This window comes from Streptomyces sp. NPDC107522, assembly GCF_055657525.1.
Genome location: NZ_JBVKAU010000008.1, coordinates 78,487 through 94,268, shown reverse-complemented (window position 1 = coordinate 94,268; position 15,782 = coordinate 78,487). Strand labels below are relative to the sequence as shown.

General features: G+C 69.5%; 13 protein-coding genes. 6 read left to right on the top strand and 7 right to left on the bottom strand.

Annotated features, from left to right (window positions below; translation table 11 throughout):
* The first annotated feature begins 32 nt into the window (after positions 1 to 32).
* The 4 genes from ACZ7L6_RS25640 (at position 33) to ACZ7L6_RS25625 (ending at position 4,985) form a co-directional block, all read left to right on the top strand.
* Entirely contained in the window at positions 33 to 2,111 is a 2,079-nt protein-coding gene (locus tag ACZ7L6_RS25640) for a TerD family protein (protein ID WP_471927674.1), read from the top strand.
* Positions 2,112 to 2,335: 224 nt separating this feature from the next.
* Positions 2,336 to 3,337 (top strand): TerC/Alx family metal homeostasis membrane protein, encoded by a 1,002-nt coding sequence (locus ACZ7L6_RS25635; protein WP_471927672.1) that lies wholly within the window; start codon positions 2,336 to 2,338, stop codon positions 3,335 to 3,337.
* A 141-nt stretch (positions 3,338 to 3,478) separates the two neighbouring features.
* Positions 3,479 to 3,781, top strand: coding sequence for a DUF1330 domain-containing protein (locus ACZ7L6_RS25630; RefSeq protein ID WP_471927670.1), 303 nt, complete (start codon positions 3,479 to 3,481; stop codon positions 3,779 to 3,781).
* A 103-nt stretch (positions 3,782 to 3,884) separates the two neighbouring features.
* A complete protein-coding gene (locus tag ACZ7L6_RS25625; protein WP_471927668.1) occupies positions 3,885 to 4,985 on the top strand; it encodes a calcium:cation antiporter in 1,101 nt (366 codons plus the stop codon).
* Positions 4,986 to 5,055: 70 nt separating this feature from the next.
* Here ACZ7L6_RS25625 and ACZ7L6_RS25620 read toward each other — a convergent pair whose 3' ends face one another.
* Together ACZ7L6_RS25620 and ACZ7L6_RS25615 are read right to left on the bottom strand one after the other, a co-directional pair.
* A complete protein-coding gene (locus tag ACZ7L6_RS25620) occupies positions 5,056 to 6,360 on the bottom strand; it encodes an MFS transporter (protein WP_471927666.1) in 1,305 nt (434 codons plus the stop codon).
* A 62-nt stretch (positions 6,361 to 6,422) separates the two neighbouring features.
* Positions 6,423 to 7,469 (bottom strand): S66 family peptidase, encoded by a 1,047-nt coding sequence (locus ACZ7L6_RS25615; RefSeq protein WP_471927664.1) that lies wholly within the window; start codon positions 7,467 to 7,469, stop codon positions 6,423 to 6,425.
* 103 nt (positions 7,470 to 7,572) lie between these two features.
* On the opposite strand from ACZ7L6_RS25615, the gene aroQ reads away from it, so the two are divergent.
* Entirely contained in the window at positions 7,573 to 8,046 is a 474-nt protein-coding gene (gene aroQ, locus ACZ7L6_RS25610; protein ID WP_471927662.1) for a type II 3-dehydroquinate dehydratase, read from the top strand.
* Between the two features lie 45 nt (positions 8,047 to 8,091).
* Here the strand turns inward: aroQ and ACZ7L6_RS25605 are convergent, their stop codons facing one another.
* The 5 genes from ACZ7L6_RS25605 to ACZ7L6_RS25585 form a co-directional block, all read right to left on the bottom strand.
* Complete coding sequence (locus ACZ7L6_RS25605; RefSeq protein ID WP_471928109.1) at positions 8,092 to 8,820, bottom strand: amino acid ABC transporter ATP-binding protein; 729 nt, start codon at positions 8,818 to 8,820, stop codon at positions 8,092 to 8,094.
* Between the two features lie 38 nt (positions 8,821 to 8,858).
* Positions 8,859 to 9,779, bottom strand: coding sequence for an amino acid ABC transporter permease (locus ACZ7L6_RS25600; RefSeq protein WP_471927660.1), 921 nt, complete (start codon positions 9,777 to 9,779; stop codon positions 8,859 to 8,861).
* The gene (locus tag ACZ7L6_RS25595; RefSeq protein WP_471927658.1) at positions 9,776 to 10,660 is read right to left on the bottom strand and encodes an ABC transporter substrate-binding protein; all 885 of its coding nucleotides are present in this window, start codon (positions 10,658 to 10,660) and stop codon (positions 9,776 to 9,778) included. Before ACZ7L6_RS25595 ends, ACZ7L6_RS25600 begins: the two co-directional genes overlap by 4 nt.
* A 322-nt stretch (positions 10,661 to 10,982) precedes the next feature.
* A complete protein-coding gene (locus ACZ7L6_RS25590; RefSeq protein ID WP_471927656.1) occupies positions 10,983 to 11,639 on the bottom strand; it encodes an MBL fold metallo-hydrolase in 657 nt (218 codons plus the stop codon).
* A 139-nt stretch (positions 11,640 to 11,778) separates the two neighbouring features.
* Positions 11,779 to 12,465, bottom strand: a complete 687-nt coding sequence (locus ACZ7L6_RS25585; protein WP_471927654.1) for a maleylpyruvate isomerase family mycothiol-dependent enzyme — start codon at positions 12,463 to 12,465, stop codon at positions 11,779 to 11,781.
* Positions 12,466 to 12,716: 251 nt separating this feature from the next.
* On the opposite strand from ACZ7L6_RS25585, the gene uvrA reads away from it, so the two are divergent.
* Entirely contained in the window at positions 12,717 to 15,755 is a 3,039-nt protein-coding gene (uvrA, locus tag ACZ7L6_RS25580) for an excinuclease ABC subunit UvrA (RefSeq protein ID WP_471927652.1), read from the top strand.
* Positions 15,756 to 15,782 lie beyond the last annotated feature (27 nt).

Here is a 15,782-nt window from a genome sequence, read left to right as displayed (position 1 = left end):
CGACACGACAAGCGACACAGGGGGACGAAGGCATGACGGCCGAGCTGGTGCGGGGGCAGAACCACCCGCTCTCCCAGGCCCGTCTGGAGATCCGGATCTCGGCCGGCACGCCGATCGTGGCCGGAGCCACGCTCGGCGACGAACAGGGCAGGATCCACGGCGTCGAATGGGTGGCCCACCCCGGTGCCCCCACCCTGCCCGGCCTTGAGGTCTCCCGGCAGGCGGCCGCCGACCATCGCCTCGCGGTGGATCTGGACGCCATGCCGGAGGCCGTGCACCGCGTCAGTGTGCTGCTCGCCCTGCCGACCGGGGTCGGCGGCCCGACCCGGTTCGACGCCGTGCCCACCCCCTTCGTCGCGGTCACCGGCCTCGACGGCACCGAGGTCGTCAGCTACACCATCACCGGCCTGGAGGCCGAGTCAGCGGTCGTCGCCCTGGAGCTCTACCGCCGCCAGGGCGCCTGGAAGGTCCGCGCGATCGGCCAGGGCTACGCCGGCGGCCTCGCCGACCTCTTCACCGACCAGGGCCTGCCCCAGGCCCACCAACTCGCCGGCGGCATCAACGAAGCGGTGGCCCAGGGCATGGCCCGCTCCGTGCCGGCACCCCCGCCACGGACCGACGGCGACCGCTCCCGGCAGGCGGCCGCACCGGCGCTCGGCCCGGACCAGGGCGGCCCCACACAGCAGGGCGCTTCCGGCCCCGTCCCACCGCAGCCGACGTCGCCCTACGGCACCCAGGAACCGGGCGTGCCCGGCCAGCCGACAGCGTCGTCGACAACCCCGTACGGCACTCAGACGCCAGGAGTACCGGGCCAGCCCACGCCGCAGCCGTCGTATCAAGGCGGAACCGGCGCCACCGACCCCACCCAGCCGTCCGCGCCGACGTCCGGCGGCCCGATCGACTACAGCCACCCGCGCCGTCAGAACGCGGCTCCGCCGCCGCCCCCGCCGACCGCGCCCCCCGCCCAGCCGGGGCAGCCCGCGCAGCCCGTCGCGGGTGACGCCACGGGTTGGTCCATGGAGGAGCGGCTCTACAACCAGGTGTGGGGCATGTTCGAGGACCTGGCCCGTACGACCGCCGCCTACCGCAGTGCGGTCGACTTCGCCGACTCGCGCATGGAGAAGGAGCTCGACCAGGTCCTGTCGGACCCGCGCAGCAGGATCGGCGGGCAGGGCGACGCCGCACGCGAGGCGGCCCAGGCCAAGCACGCCCAGCTCGTCAACCAGGCCAGGGCCACGCTCGACCGGGACATCGCCCAGCTCACCGCGGAGTCCGAGGTCGTCGAACCCGCACTGCCGCCCGCGTACGCACGCTGGGACAACCCCGTGTGGCACGGCTACCGCGTACCGATGGAGATACCCATGGCCCTGCGCCTGGGTGACCTCCACCTGCCCGAGAGCGACCGGCTGCGCATCCCCATGCTGGTCCGGCTGCCGCTGGAGCGCGGCCTGTGGATCGACAGCGCACCCGGTGGGTCGCTCGACGGCTCGTTCACGGACTCCCACGACCTGCGGCGTCTCGCGATGGAGGCAGCGGTGGCGCACGCTGCACGGCTGCTCGCCGTCTATCCGGCGGGCGAGTTCACGGTGCACGTCATCGATCCGGCAGGGTCGGGCGGACAGGCGCTGGCACCCCTGGTACAGACCGGTGTGCTCGCGGCCCCGCCGGCCCTGGGCGCGGCGGGAGTCGCGGACGTCCTGGCGCGGCTCACTCAGCGCGTCGACCTGGTACAGATGGCGGTGCGCGGTGGTGCGCCCGAGTCCCTGCCGCCCGGTTTCGACACCTCCGAGCAGCTGCTGATCGTCAACGACTTCCCGCACGGCTTCGACGACCGGGCCGTGAACCAGCTGCGCTACCTGGCCGACGAGGGTCCGGCTGTCGGCGTCCATCTGATGATGGTCGCGGACCGCGAGGAGGCCTCCGCCTACGGCCCGTTGCTCGACCCGCTGTGGCGTTCGCTGCTGCGACTGACCCCGGTGCCGGACGACCATCTCGCCGACCCCTGGGTGGGGCACGCCTGGACTTACGAGCCCTCCCTCGTGCCGCCCCACAGCCAGGTGCTCCAGCAGGTGCTCACGCAGGTCGCCGCAGCCCGGGCCAAGCACTGGTAAAGCGCCTCTGACCAGCACACTTGGCATTTCTTTTGCCAAGCACTTTACCTTTCCTTGGTGATTGGGGTACTGTTCATTCCACGGAGGGGAGTACTCCCTGTCTGCTGCGGCGTACCCGTCAATACGGATCCGGCCAGATCCCGGGGCGTCGGCCCATCGTGGGTGGAAGAGACCTCCGGCGCGCGACGACGCTGACATTTGCCGTTACGACTGCCGGAGGCGCAGTGGAAGTTTCCACGACCCTGTGGGTCCTGACCATCGTGGGCCTTGCCGCCCTGATCGCGGTCGATTTCTTCATCGGCCGCAAGCCGCATGACGTGTCGATCAAGGAAGCCGGAATCTGGACGGTCGTCTGGATCGCCCTGGCGGGCCTCTTCGGGCTCGGCCTGCTGATCTTCGGCGGCGGACAGCCCGCCGGCGAGTTCTTCGCGGGCTTCATCACCGAGAAGTCGCTGAGTGTCGACAACCTCTTCGTCTTCGTCCTGATCATGGCGAAGTTCGCCGTGCCGTCCCAGTACCAGCAGCGAGTGCTGCTCGTCGGTGTCCTCATAGCCCTGGTGCTGCGGGCCATCTTCATCGCCGCGGGCGCGGCCATCATCGCCAGCTTCTCGTGGGTGTTCTACCTCTTCGGCGCCTTCCTGATCTGGACCGCCTGGAAGCTCATCCAGGAGGCCCGGGCCGACGAGGAGGACGAGGAGTACGAGGAGAACAAGCTGCTCAAGGCCGCCGAGCGCAGGTTCGGTGTCGCCGACCGCTACCACGGCACCAAGCTGTGGATCCAGCAGAACGGCAAGCGGGTCATGACCCCGATGCTGGTCGTGATGCTGGCGATCGGCACCACCGACGTGCTGTTCGCCCTCGACTCCATCCCGGCGATCTTCGGTCTGACGCAGGACCCGTACATCGTGTTCACGGCCAACGCCTTCGCGCTGATGGGTCTGAGGCAGCTGTACTTCCTCATCGGCGGCCTGCTGAAGAAGCTGGTCCACCTCAGCTACGGCCTGTCGATCATCCTCGGCTTCATCGGCGTCAAGCTGGTGCTGCACGCGCTGCACGAGTCCGGCGTCCATGTCCCGGAGATCAGCATCCCGGTCTCGCTCGGCGTGATCTGCTCGGTCCTGATCGTCACCACGATCACCAGCCTGAGGGCCTCCAAGAAGCAGACGGCGGCCGAGGGGGCGCAGCAGCGGAGTGAAAGCGCTCCGAAGGACAGCATCGACGTCTGACCACGTCGGACGTAGGAAGAACCAACACCGGGAGTGGTGCCCAGCGAATTGCCGAGCACCGCTCCCGGTGCTTCGTTGGGTGCTGGGTGTCCCCGGCCGGGGACACAACAGCCGGGGGTGGAGGCACCTGTGGAAGCAGCCATGAAGTTCGTGCAGATCATCGACTTCGAGACCGAGCGCATCGACGAGATGCGGGAGCTGGCCCAAGAGACGCAGCAGCGCTTCGAGGGCCGCAGCGGTGGCCCCACGCGCCGTCTCGTTCTCAAGGACCGGAGTCAGGCCAACCGCTACCTCGTAGTGATCGAGTTCGACTCCTACGAGGACGCCATGCGCAACAGCGACGACCCCGAGACGACCAAGTTCGCGGAGCAGATGGCCGCACTGTGCAGCAGGCCGCCGTCCTTCACGGACTGCGACGTACAGGAGATGACCGATTTCGCGTAGCGACATACGACACACAGAGGCCCCGCACCCCGAGGGCGCGGGGCCGCCCGACAGCCACAAGGACCGGAATGCGAACCCCCAGGGCCTCTGCGACGATCGCTCCATGATCGATCGGCTCAGGCCGCTCACGACCCGGTGGACGTCCTTCGTGCCGGTGCTCGCGGTCGTCCTGCTGGTCTTCACCTGGGGACGGGACCTGCCCGGCGCGGTCGTCGCGCTGGTGACGCTGGTCCTCGCGGCGGCCGTCCTGGCCGCCGTACACCATGCCGAAGTGGTCGCCCACCGGGTCGGCGAACCCTTCGGTTCCCTCGTCCTCGCCGTCGCCGTCACGATCATCGAGGTCGCACTGATCGTGACCCTGATGGCCGACGGCGGCGACAAGAGTTCGACCCTGGCCCGGGACACGGTCTTCGCCGCCGTGATGATCACCTGCAACGGCATCGTCGGCCTGTGTCTGCTGGTCGCCTCGCTGCGGCACCGTACGGCCGTCTTCAACCCCGAGGGCACAGGAGCCGCGCTCGCGACCGTCGCCACCCTGGCCACACTGAGCCTGGTGCTGCCGACGTTCACCACGAGCAAGCCCGGCCCGGAGTTCTCCAGCGTGCAGCTGACGTTCGCCGCGCTCTCCTCGCTGATCCTGTACGGCCTGTTCGTGACAACCCAGACCGTGCGGCACCGCGACTACTTCCTCCCCATCACCCGGCAGGGCGAGGTGATCGCAGCGGACGACCACGCCGACGCGCCCTCTGCCCGTGCCGCCTTGATCAGCCTGGGGCTGCTGGGCCTGGCGCTGATCGGCGTGGTCGGTCTGGCCAAGGGGGTGTCGCCGACCATCGAGTCCGGAGTGGCGGCCGCCGACCTCCCCCATGCCGTCGTCGGCGTGATCATCGCCCTGCTGGTACTGCTCCCCGAGACGATCGCCGCGCTGCGCTCCGCGCGCCGGGACCGCGTGCAGACCAGCCTGAACCTCGCCCTGGGCTCGGCGATGGCCAGCATCGGCCTCACCATCCCGGCGGTCGCTCTGGCCTCCATCTGGCTCTCGGGCCCGCTCGTCCTCGGCCTCGGCCCCACCCACATGGTGCTGCTCGCCCTGACGGTCGTGGTGAGCTCGCTGACGGTGGTGCCGGGGCGGGCGACGCCGCTGCAGGGAGGCGTCCATCTGGTGCTGTTCGCGGCGTATCTGGAGCTCGCGATCAATCCGTAGCCGCCGCGATCCGTAGCTGCTGTTGCTCTGCGGCCGATCGTCCTGCCCAGCTGCGGTGTTCCGGAGCCCGTCACCCGGTGGCGGGCTTTGCCGCCGCAGCGGGCACCGGACGTGTCTCGGGCAGCAGCGCGAAACAGCCCAGGCTGAGCAGCGCGATGCCGGTCAGATACGCGCCCACGCCCCAGGGCACCCGCCCGCCCTGCTCGGCCAGCGCTGTCGCCGCGATCGGCGTGAGCGCGCCCCCGAGGACGCCGCCGAGGTTGTAGCCCACCGCTGCGCCCGTGCAGCGCACCCGGGGCTCGTACAACTCCGGCAGATACGCGGCGATCACGGCGAACATCGTGATGAACGCGATCATCGCCCCGACGAACCCCAGGAACATCGGCAGCGTCGCGCCCGTCGCGAGGAGCGCGACCATCGGGACCATCCACAGGGCCGCGACAGAGCACCCGATCAGACAGAGGGGCCGTCGCCCGTAACGGTCGCCGAGGAGAGCCATCACCGGCGTGAGCGAGCCCTTCACCACCACCGCGCCCATGATGCACGTCAGCATGACGCTGCGGCTCACGCCGAGCCGCTCCGTGCCGTACGCGAGGGACCAGGTCGTCACGGTGTAGAAGATCGCGTATCCGATCGACAGCGCCCCCGCAGTCAGCAGCACGAGCCGCCAGTGGTCGCGTACGACCTCGGCGAGCGGCACGCGCGCGTAGTCGTCGATTTCGAGGAAATGGGGGCTCTCGGCGAGCGACGACCGTAGCCACAGCCCCACCACCGCGAGCACACCTGCCGCCCAGAACGGCACGCGCCACCCCCACGCGGCGAACTGCGCCTCGGACAGCGTCGCCGACAGCCCCAGCACCACACCGTTGGCGAGCAGGAAGCCGAGCGCGGGCCCGACCTGCGGGAAGCTCGACCACAGACCGCGGCGCTCGGCCGGCGCGTGCTCCACGGTCAGCAGGACGGCCCCGCCCCACTCGCCGCCGATGCCGAGTCCCTGCAGGAAGCGCAGCAGGAGCAGCAGCAGGGGAGCGGTGACACCGATCGTGTCGTACGTCGGTACGCAGCCGACCGCGACCGTGGAGGCGCCGGTCAGCAGCAGCGAGGCGACGAGAACCGGCCGGCGTCCGTGCCGGTCCCCGATGTGCCCGAACAGCACGGACCCCAGAGGCCGCGCCACAAAGCCCACGCCGAACGTCGCGAAGGCGGCCAGGGTCCCCGCCACCGGCGAGAACGTGGGGAAGAACAGCGGACCCAGGACCAGCGCCGCCGCGGTCCCGTAGACGAAGAAGTCGTAGAACTCGATGGCCGTCCCGGCGAGCGAGGCCGCCGCGAGCCGCAGCATGGAGGGTGCCCTTACGGTGCGTACGTCGTGCATGCTGCGTCAACTACCCACAGTGACCACGGGTTACGGGGGCGTACGGGCGTGCCGGGCCCTCGTCAGTACGTGACGGTGATGCGCCGGGCAGGGCCGTCGACGCGGACGATGCCGCCGTAGGGGATGACGAGTTGTGGGTCGGTGTGGCCGAAGTCCACGTCGAAGACGATCGGGGTGTTGGGGGCATACATGCGCATGGCGCGCAGCACGGCCTCACGCTGCTCGGCGGCGTAACGTGCGCCCTGCTCCGGGCTGTTGGGGCGCTCGAAGGACCAGGTTCTCGCCCGGCCCATGAGCAGCGCCGCAAAGCGCTGCACAAGCCCGCGTTCGCCCATGTTCCGCAGGGTCCTGAAGACCTCGTCGGCGCTCGGCATGTCCTCCGACGTCTCCAGGAGCAGCACTCCGCCGTCGTATGCCGACAGGTCGCGCGAGATCTCACGGTCGGCCATCAGCAGCCAGCCGACGATCTCCAGACAACCGCCCCAAGTGCGTCCCTCCACCACCCGGTCGGCATTGACCCACGTCCACCCGTCGGCGGGGCGCATCTCCGGCTCCGCGTCGAAGGTCGTCGGGTCGGCCCAGTCGCCGTTGACGTCGTTCCAGCTCTCGGCCGGCCTGAGTTCGTACTCGCCCGAGGTGAACAGCGCGGCCCGCAGCGAATCAGCGGTCTGCGGGTGCATGGCGCCGGGGCGGCCCAGTTCGCACATCACGGTCACGCCGTGAAAGCCGACGATGCCGGTGTTGCGCAGAAACATGAGCAGGTTCGTGTTGTCGCTCATCCCGAAGAACGGCTTCGGGTTCGCCCGGATCAACTCCCGGTCCAGCAGCGGCAGCACGGTGATCTGGTCGTCGCCACCGATGGACGCGATGACTGCCTTGATGCCGGGGTCGGTGAACGCGGCGTGGAGGTCGTCGGCCCGTTCCCGCGGTGTCGAGCCCATCTTGCGGGTCGCCGGGTACTCGACCGGTTCGAGCCCGTAGTCCTTGCGCAGCCGCTCCAGGCCCAGTTCGTAGGGGCGCGGGAAGAGCCCGGGCAGACCTGCGGAGGGGGATATGACGGCGACGCGGTCGCCGGGGGAGGGCTTCGGAGGGTACGACATCGTGGTCATGGGCGGAGGGTATGGCCCCTGGCGTCATCCATGCACCGTGATAAACCGGGGTCTGAGCAGCGGTCCTCGACGGGCCGCCGACCCCGAACGGACCGGAGGAACCGTGCCCCGCACCCTGGCCAACGCCCCGATCATGATCCTCAACGGCCCCAACCTGAACCTTCTGGGCCAGCGCCAGCCGGAGATCTACGGCTCCGAGACCCTGGCCGACGTGGAGGCCATGTGCGCCAAGGCGGCGACCGCGCACGGCGGCACGATCGACTTCCGGCAATCCAACCACGAGGGCGAGCTGGTCGACTGGATCCACGAGGCACGGCTGAACCACTGCGGGATCGTGATCAACCCCGGCGCCTACTCGCACACCTCGGTGGCGATCCTGGATGCGCTCAACACCTGTGACGGGCTTCCAGTGTTGGAGGTCCACATCTCCAACATCCACAAGCGCGAGTCGTTCCGGCACCACTCGTACGTCTCCCTGCGCGCCGACGGGGTCATCGCGGGGTGCGGGGTGCAGGGGTACGTGTTCGGCGTGGAGCGGGTCGCGGCGCTGGCGGGGGCGGGACAGGCGGACACCTGAACCTCGGCCGACAGGTAAGGACCGCCGACCATTGCGGGGCGGTCCTTACAACCGCCCCGCCTCCACGATCCGCCGCAGGAAGCGCCGCGTGCGCTCCTGTTGCGGATCGCCGAAGATCTGCTCGGCCGTGCCGCGTTCCAGCACCACGCCTCCGTCCAGAAAACAAACCTGGTCGGCGACCTCGCGCGCGAACCCCATCTCGTGGGTGGCCAGCACCATCGTCATCCCGTCCTCCTTCAAGTCGCGGACGACGGCGAGGACTTCGCCCACGAGCTCCGGGTCGAGGGCGGCGGTGATCTCGTCGAGCAGCAGCAGCCGGGGACGTACGGCCAGGGCGCGGACGATCGCGACCCGCTGCTGCTGACCGCCGCTCAGCCGGTCCGGGTACTCGCCCGCCTTGCCGGCCAGCCCCAGCCGCTCCAGCAGCTCACGCGCGCGTGCCTCGGCCTCCGCCCGGGACACGCCGTGCACCCGGCGCGGGGCGAGGGTGATGTTCTCCAGGACCGTCATGTGCGGGAAGAGGTTGTACGCCTGGAACACCACGCCGATACGGCGCCGTACGGCGTCCTGGTCGATGCGAGGATCGGTGATCTCCTCGCCGTCCAGCCAGATCGCGCCGTCGTCGATGTCCTCCAGGAGGTTCGCGCACCGCAGCAGCGTGGACTTGCCGGAGCCGGAGGCGCCGATCAGCGCGGTCACCGTGTGCGGGGCGACCTCCAGGTCGACGTCCCGCAGCACGACCGAGCTCCCGAAGGTCTTGCGGACGGACTCCATGCGCAGCACAGGCGCGTCGCTCGAAGAGCTTGCGTCGCTCACAGGGCTCCTCCCTGGGCGCGCCGACGGTCCATCCGGGCCGTCACCCAGTCCGTGAAGCGGGTCATCGGGATGGTCAGCGCCACGAAGACCAGGCCCGCGACGATGTACGGCGTGTAGTTGAGGCTGCGGCCCACGATGATGTCCGCGGCCCGTACGGCGTCCACCGCGCCGCCGATCGACACCAGGCCGGTGTCCTTCTGCAGCGACACCAGGTCGTTCAGCAGAGGCGGCACCTGACGGCGTACGGCCTGGGGCAGGACCACGTGCCGCAGCGCCTGCCGGTTGGTGAGGCCGAGCGAACGCGCCGCCGCGCGCTGCGAGGGGTGGACGGACTCGATGCCGGCGCGGAACACCTCGGCGACGTACGCCGAATACGTCAGCGTCAGCGCCGTACCGCCCAGCAGCACCGGATCGACGGTCACGCCCTGAAGCCGAAGCGCGGGGACGCCGAGGACGACGATCATGAGGTTAATGATGAGCGGAAGGCCCCGGAAGAAGTCCGTGTACGCGGCCGCCAGCACCCGCAGCGGGAAGAACACCGGGCCACGCAGGGTGCGGGCGACGGCGATGAGCATGCCGAGGACCAGCACGGCCGCGCCACAGATCAGCAGCAGCCGGACGTTGAGCCACAGCCCTTCGAGAACCTTGGGGAGCGCCTCGCGCGCGTACTCCCAGTCGAAGAACGTCTCCTTGGTGCGCGGCCAGCCCGGTGCGTTGACCACGACCAGATACAGCACGACGCCGGTGACCAGGGTGGAGAGGGCAGCGATCGCCGTGGCCCGGCGGGCGCGGGCGCGCTTGTAGCGCTTGCGGTCGAGGCGTCGCTGGGACGGGACGTAACCGTCGCCGCCCGCGCCGGGCATGCCGCCGTTGTCGTCCGCGCCCTCAGGGCCGGACTCCTCTTTCGTGACCGTCACTTGAGCACCGGAGCGTCGACGGCGTCCGACAGCCACTTCTGCTCGAGTCCGTCCAGGGTGCCGTCCTTGCGCAAGGTGTCCACGGCGTCCGTCACGCACGCGGTGAGCGCGCTGCCCTTGTCGAGCACGAGCCCGAACTGCTCCGGATTACCGCCCTGGTTCTCGAACTGCCCGACGATCGTCGCGTCCGTCACCTCGGCAGCGGTGATGTAGAAGGCGGTCGGCAGGTCGACGACGATGGCGTCGACCTGACCGTTCTTCAGTGCGGACTTGGCCTGGTCGTTCTTGGCGTACGCGGCGGCCTCCTGCGTCGGCTTCACCACGTCGTCGATGTAGTCGAGGCTGGTCGTGCCCACCTGGGCGCCCAGCTTGAGGTCCTTGAGGTCCGCGATGCTCTTCGCCTTCGCGGCCTTGGTGCCCTTCAGCGCGATGACGGCCTGGCGGACGTCGTAGTAGCCGGAGGAGAAGTCGACGGCCTTCTTGCGCTCGTCGCTGATCGACACCTGGTTGATGTCGAAGTCGAAGGTCTTCTCGCCCGGTGCGAAGGCCTTGTTGAACGGCACGCTCTGCCAGACGACGGCGCTCTTGTCGTAGCCGAGCTGCTGTGCCACGGCATAGGCGACAGCCGACTCGAAGCCCTCACCGCTCGCGGGCTTGTCGTCCTTGAACCAGGGCTCGTACGCCGGCTCGTCGGTGGCGATCGTCAGTTTGCCGGAGGTCTTGGTGGCCAACTTGCCCTTGGCGCAGGTGTTCCCGGCCGACCCGGACGGCGTGTCGGCGGCCTTGTCCTCGGGCTGCGGGGCACAGCCGAGGGCGGTGGCGAGGAGGGCTGTCGTTGCGACGGCGACGGCGCTACGGAGCGCGCGAGGGGCAAGGTGCATGGCGGGAGATTGACAGTACACCGTCGTGTTTGTCGAGGTCGCGACGGTAATCGTCCGCATAGTGGGAACGGGTGTTGCGTTCCTGTGAACGGCCCCGCGGCAGTCGCCGGGGCCGCCGGCCGAGGGCGGGGATTGAGAGACCGGCGGCCCGTACCGCTCAGGAGCCGTCATCCTGTGCGGGGCTGCTTCCAGTTGACTGCGCAACAACGTCCGCCGGGAGCGCGCGCATGGCACCGGCGCGTGTGAACGATTCACACGGGGCGCGTGCGCGGGGAGTGCGTGGCGCGCATGCTTGCCGGTTGCCCGTTCACCGGCCCGGCGTTCACCAGCCCCGCGCGTGCCACTCCGGCAGATGCGGCCGTTCCGCGCCCAGCGTCGTGTCGTTGCCGTGCCCCGGGTAGACCCACGTCTCGTCCGGCAGCACGTCGAAGATCTTCGTCTCGACGTCGTGGATCAGACTGGCGAACGCCTTCGGATCCTTACGGGTGTTGCCCACGCCGCCCGGGAACAGGCAGTCCCCCGTGAAGACATGGGGATGCCCGTGCGGGTCGTCGTAGACGAGGGCGATCGAACCCGGCGTGTGCCCCACCAGGTGGCGCGCGGTGAGTTCCACGCGCCCCACCCGGATGGTGTCGCCGTCGTCGACCAGGACGTCGGTCGGCACCGGGATGCCCTCGGCGTCGTCGCGTCCGGCGTACGTGCGCGCACCGGTGGCCTCGACGACCGCGGCGAGCGCCTGCCAGTGGTCGCCGTGCTGGTGCGTGGTGACGACGGACGCGATGCCGTCGTCACCGATCATGCCGAGCAGTGCGTCCGCGTCGTTGGCGGCGTCGATCAGCAGCTGCTCGTCCGTGGCCCGGCAGCGCAGCAGATAGGCGTTGTTGTCCATCGGGCCGACCGCGATCTTGGTGATCATCAGGTCCTTGAGCTCGTGCACGTCGGCGGGGCCACCGACGGTCACCTGTCCGCTGTACGTCATGTCGGCAGCCTATAGCGGCAGGGCGGTCCCTGGGCTGTCCAGAAGCGGCCCGGGGACCGTCCGCGTACTACAGGGACGAGGCGGCTCCGGGACCGTCCAGGTGTTGCAGCGGCGAGGCGGCCCGGGGACCGTCCGGGCGCTACAGCGGGGGAAGCGACGGCAGCGGGCCGCCCTCCACGCTCAGGCCGGATCCGTCGCGGCGCCCGGCGAGCCAGCCGAGCAGCTCGGGTGCGGGGCCTCGGACGGTGACCGCGGCAACGCCTTCCTCCCTTCCCGTGCTCCACGCGCGCGTGCCGTCCGTGAGGCGGGTGGGCGGCACATCGGGGTGCCCGGAGAACCGCTCAGCGAGGAAGTCGATCTCGCGCTCCACGAACTCCGCCGGCAGGTCCTCCAGCTCGTACCCGATGCCGAGATCCACGTGGTGCAGCTCCACCTCGACCCACCGCCGGAACGGCACCCGGGCCGCCGCGTCGGTGACCCCGTTGCGCAGTTCCACCGTGCGCGACCAGTCTGCGGGCGCCGCTCCCGTCTCCTGGAAGCGTGCCGCGCTCTCGCGCACGTCGGCGAGCTGGGTGTCGAGCGGACGTGGGGCGTCCCGTTCGATGTCGGCGTCCCGGGCGGTGGCGGAGACGTACATGGGACGCCCTTCGAGGACGTTCACGAGGGCGTCCGCGTTGCGGGCGAGGTGCGCGAGGACATGGCCGCGGGTCCAGCCGGGGAGCCGTGACGGCTCGGCCGCCGACGCGTTGTCCAGTTTGGCGGCTGCGGTGAGCAGCCGGTCGGTCGCTTCACGTACAGACACCAGGTCACGAGCGTGATCAATCATGGTGCTGACACTAGCCCCACCACACCTTTGGGTGAAGGTGGTGAACGGGTGCCGTAAATCGAATGCGCGTGCTATAGGGTCGGTCGTGACGTCGGGCATGCTGGAGGGCCCGGGATTGTTGTCGCATCCGGGAATCCGACCGGCGTTGTCAGTGGCTCCCCCTAGTCTGAGAAAGCACGGGGGCCTCGAATCCGGGAAAGCACGGGGGCCTCGCCCCCCTGTCACTTCTCTCAAGAAAGGTGCGGACCGGCGTGGCCGACCGTCTCATCGTCCGTGGAGCGCGCGAGCACAACCTGAAGAATGTCTCGCTCGACCTCCCGCGCGACTCGCTCATCGTCTTCACGGGCCTGTCGGGGTCGGGCAAGTCCTCGCTGGCCTTCGACACCATCTTCGCCGAGGGGCAGCGGCGCTACGTGGAGTCGCTGTCGTCGTACGCCCGGCAGTTCCTCGGCCAGATGGACAAGCCGGACGTCGACTTCATCGAGGGTCTGTCCCCGGCGGTCTCCATCGACCAGAAGTCGACCTCGCGCAACCCGCGCTCGACGGTCGGCACCATCACCGAGGTCTACGACTACCTGCGGCTGCTCTTCGCGCGCATCGGCAAGCCGCACTGCCCCCAGTGCGGCCGCCCGATCTCGCGCCAGTCGCCGCAGGCCATCGTCGACAGGGTCCTGGAGCTGCCGGAGGGGAGCCGCTTCCAGGTGCTGTCGCCGCTGGTGCGCGAGCGCAAGGGCGAGTTCGTCGACCTCTTCGCCGACCTCCAGACCAAGGGCTACTCCCGCGCGCGCGTGGACGGCGAGACGATCCAGCTGTCCAACCCGCCCACGCTGAAGAAGCAGGAGAAGCACACCATCGAGGTGGTCGTCGACCGCCTCACGGTGAAGGACTCCGCCAAGCGCCGCCTCACCGACTCCGTGGAGACCGCCCTCGGCCTGTCCGGCGGCATGGTCGTACTCGACTTCGTCGACCTCCCCGAGGACGACCCCGAGCGCGAGCGCATGTACTCGGAGCACCTGTACTGCCCGTACGACGACCTCTCCTTCGAGGAGCTGGAGCCGCGCTCCTTCTCCTTCAACTCGCCCTTCGGCGCCTGCCCCGAGTGCACCGGTATCGGTACGCGCATGGAGGTCGACCCCGAGCTGATCGTCCCGGACGAGGAGAAGTCCCTCGACGAGGGCGCCATCCACCCCTGGTCGCACGGCCACACCAAGGACTACTTCGGCCGCCTGATCGGAGCTCTCGCAGACGCGCTGGGTTTCCGCACGGACATCCCTTTCGCGGGCCTGCCGCAGCGTGCCAAGAAGGCCCTGCTCCACGGCCACAAGACGCAGATCGAGGTCCGCTACCGCAACCGGTACGGCCGCGAGCGGGTGTACACGACGCCCTTCGAGGGTGCCGTCCCCTTCGTCAAGCGCCGGCACAGCGAGGCCGAGAGCGACGCCAGCCGGGAGCGCTTCGAGGGCTATATGCGCGAGGTGCCCTGCCCCACCTGTGAGGGCACCCGCCTGAAGCCGATCGTCCTCGCGGTCACGATCATGGAGAAGTCGATCGCCGAGGTCTCCGCGATGTCCATCAGCGACTGCGCGGACTTCCTGGGCGAGCTGAAGCTCAACGCCCGCGACAAGAAGATCGCCGAGCGTGTGCTGAAGGAGGTCAACGAGCGGCTGCGGTTCCTGGTCGACGTCGGCCTGGACTACCTCTCGCTCAACCGCGCGGCCGGCACGCTCTCCGGCGGCGAGGCCCAGCGCATCCGGCTGGCCACCCAGATCGGCTCCGGACTCGTCGGCGTCCTGTACGTCCTCGACGAGCCGTCCATCGGTCTGCACCAGCGCGACAACCACCGGCTCATCGAGACCCTCGTCCGGCTGCGCGACATGGGCAACACGCTCATCGTCGTCGAGCACGACGAGGACACCATCAAGACCGCCGACTGGGTCGTCGACATCGGCCCCGGCGCCGGCGAGCACGGCGGCAAGGTCGTGCACAGCGGCTCCCTGAAGGAGCTGCTCGCCAACGCCGAGTCGCAGACCGGCCAGTACCTGTCCGGCAAGAAGTCCATCCCGCTGCCCGACATCCGCCGCCCGCACGACCCGTCCCGGCTGCTCACGGTGCACGGCGCCCGTGAGAACAACCTCCAGGACATCGACGTCTCGTTCCCGCTGGGCGTGTTCACCGCGGTCACCGGCGTGTCCGGCTCCGGCAAGTCGACGCTGGTCAACGACATCCTGTACACGCACCTGGCCCGCGAGCTCAACGGCGCCCGGAACGTCCCCGGGCGGCACACGCGCGTGGACGGCGACGACCTCGTCGACAAGGTCGTGCACGTCGACCAGTCGCCCATCGGTCGCACCCCGCGCTCGAACCCGGCGACGTACACCGGAGTCTTCGACCACATCCGCAAGCTGTTCGCCGAGACCACCGAGGCGAAGGTCCGGGGCTACCTGCCCGGCCGCTTCTCCTTCAACGTCAAGGGCGGCCGCTGCGAGAACTGTGCGGGCGACGGCACCATCAAGATCGAGATGAACTTCCTCCCGGACGTGTACGTCCCGTGCGAGGTCTGCCACGGCGCCCGCTACAACCGGGAGACCCTGGAGGTCCACTACAAGGGCAAGTCCATCTCCGAGGTCCTGAACATGCCCATCGAAGAGGCCATGGACTTCTTCGAGGCCGTCCCGGCGATCAACCGCCACCTGAAGACGCTGAACGACGTCGGTCTGGGTTATGTCCGGCTCGGCCAGTCCGCGACCACCCTGTCCGGCGGCGAGGCGCAGCGCGTGAAGCTCGCCAGCGAGCTCCAGAAGCGCTCCACCGGCCGCACGGTCTACGTCCTCGACGAGCCGACCACCGGTCTGCACTTCGAGGACATCAGCAAGCTGCTGAAGGTCCTCTCCGGCCTGGTCGACAAGGGCAACACGGTCATCGTCATCGAGCACAACCTCGATGTGATCAAGACCGCCGACTGGGTCGTCGACATGGGCCCCGAGGGTGGCGCCGGCGGTGGCCTCGTCGTCGCCGAGGGCACCCCTGAGCAGGTCGCCGGGGTGCCCGCCAGCCACACCGGCAAGTTCCTGCGCGAGATCCTCGGCGCCGACCGGATCAGCGACGCGGCCTCGGTGAAGGCCCCGCGCAAGACGGCGGCCAGGAAGACGGTCGCGGCGGCATCGACGGCGAAGAAGACGGCGACCGCCAAGGCCACCAAGACGGTCAACAACAAGGCCACCGACAAGGCGGCCGGGGCCACGAAGAAGGCGGCAACCGCGAAGAAGTCGACGCGGGCCCGCAAGGCCTGAGGCTCGCGGGCAACGAGTCCGACCACA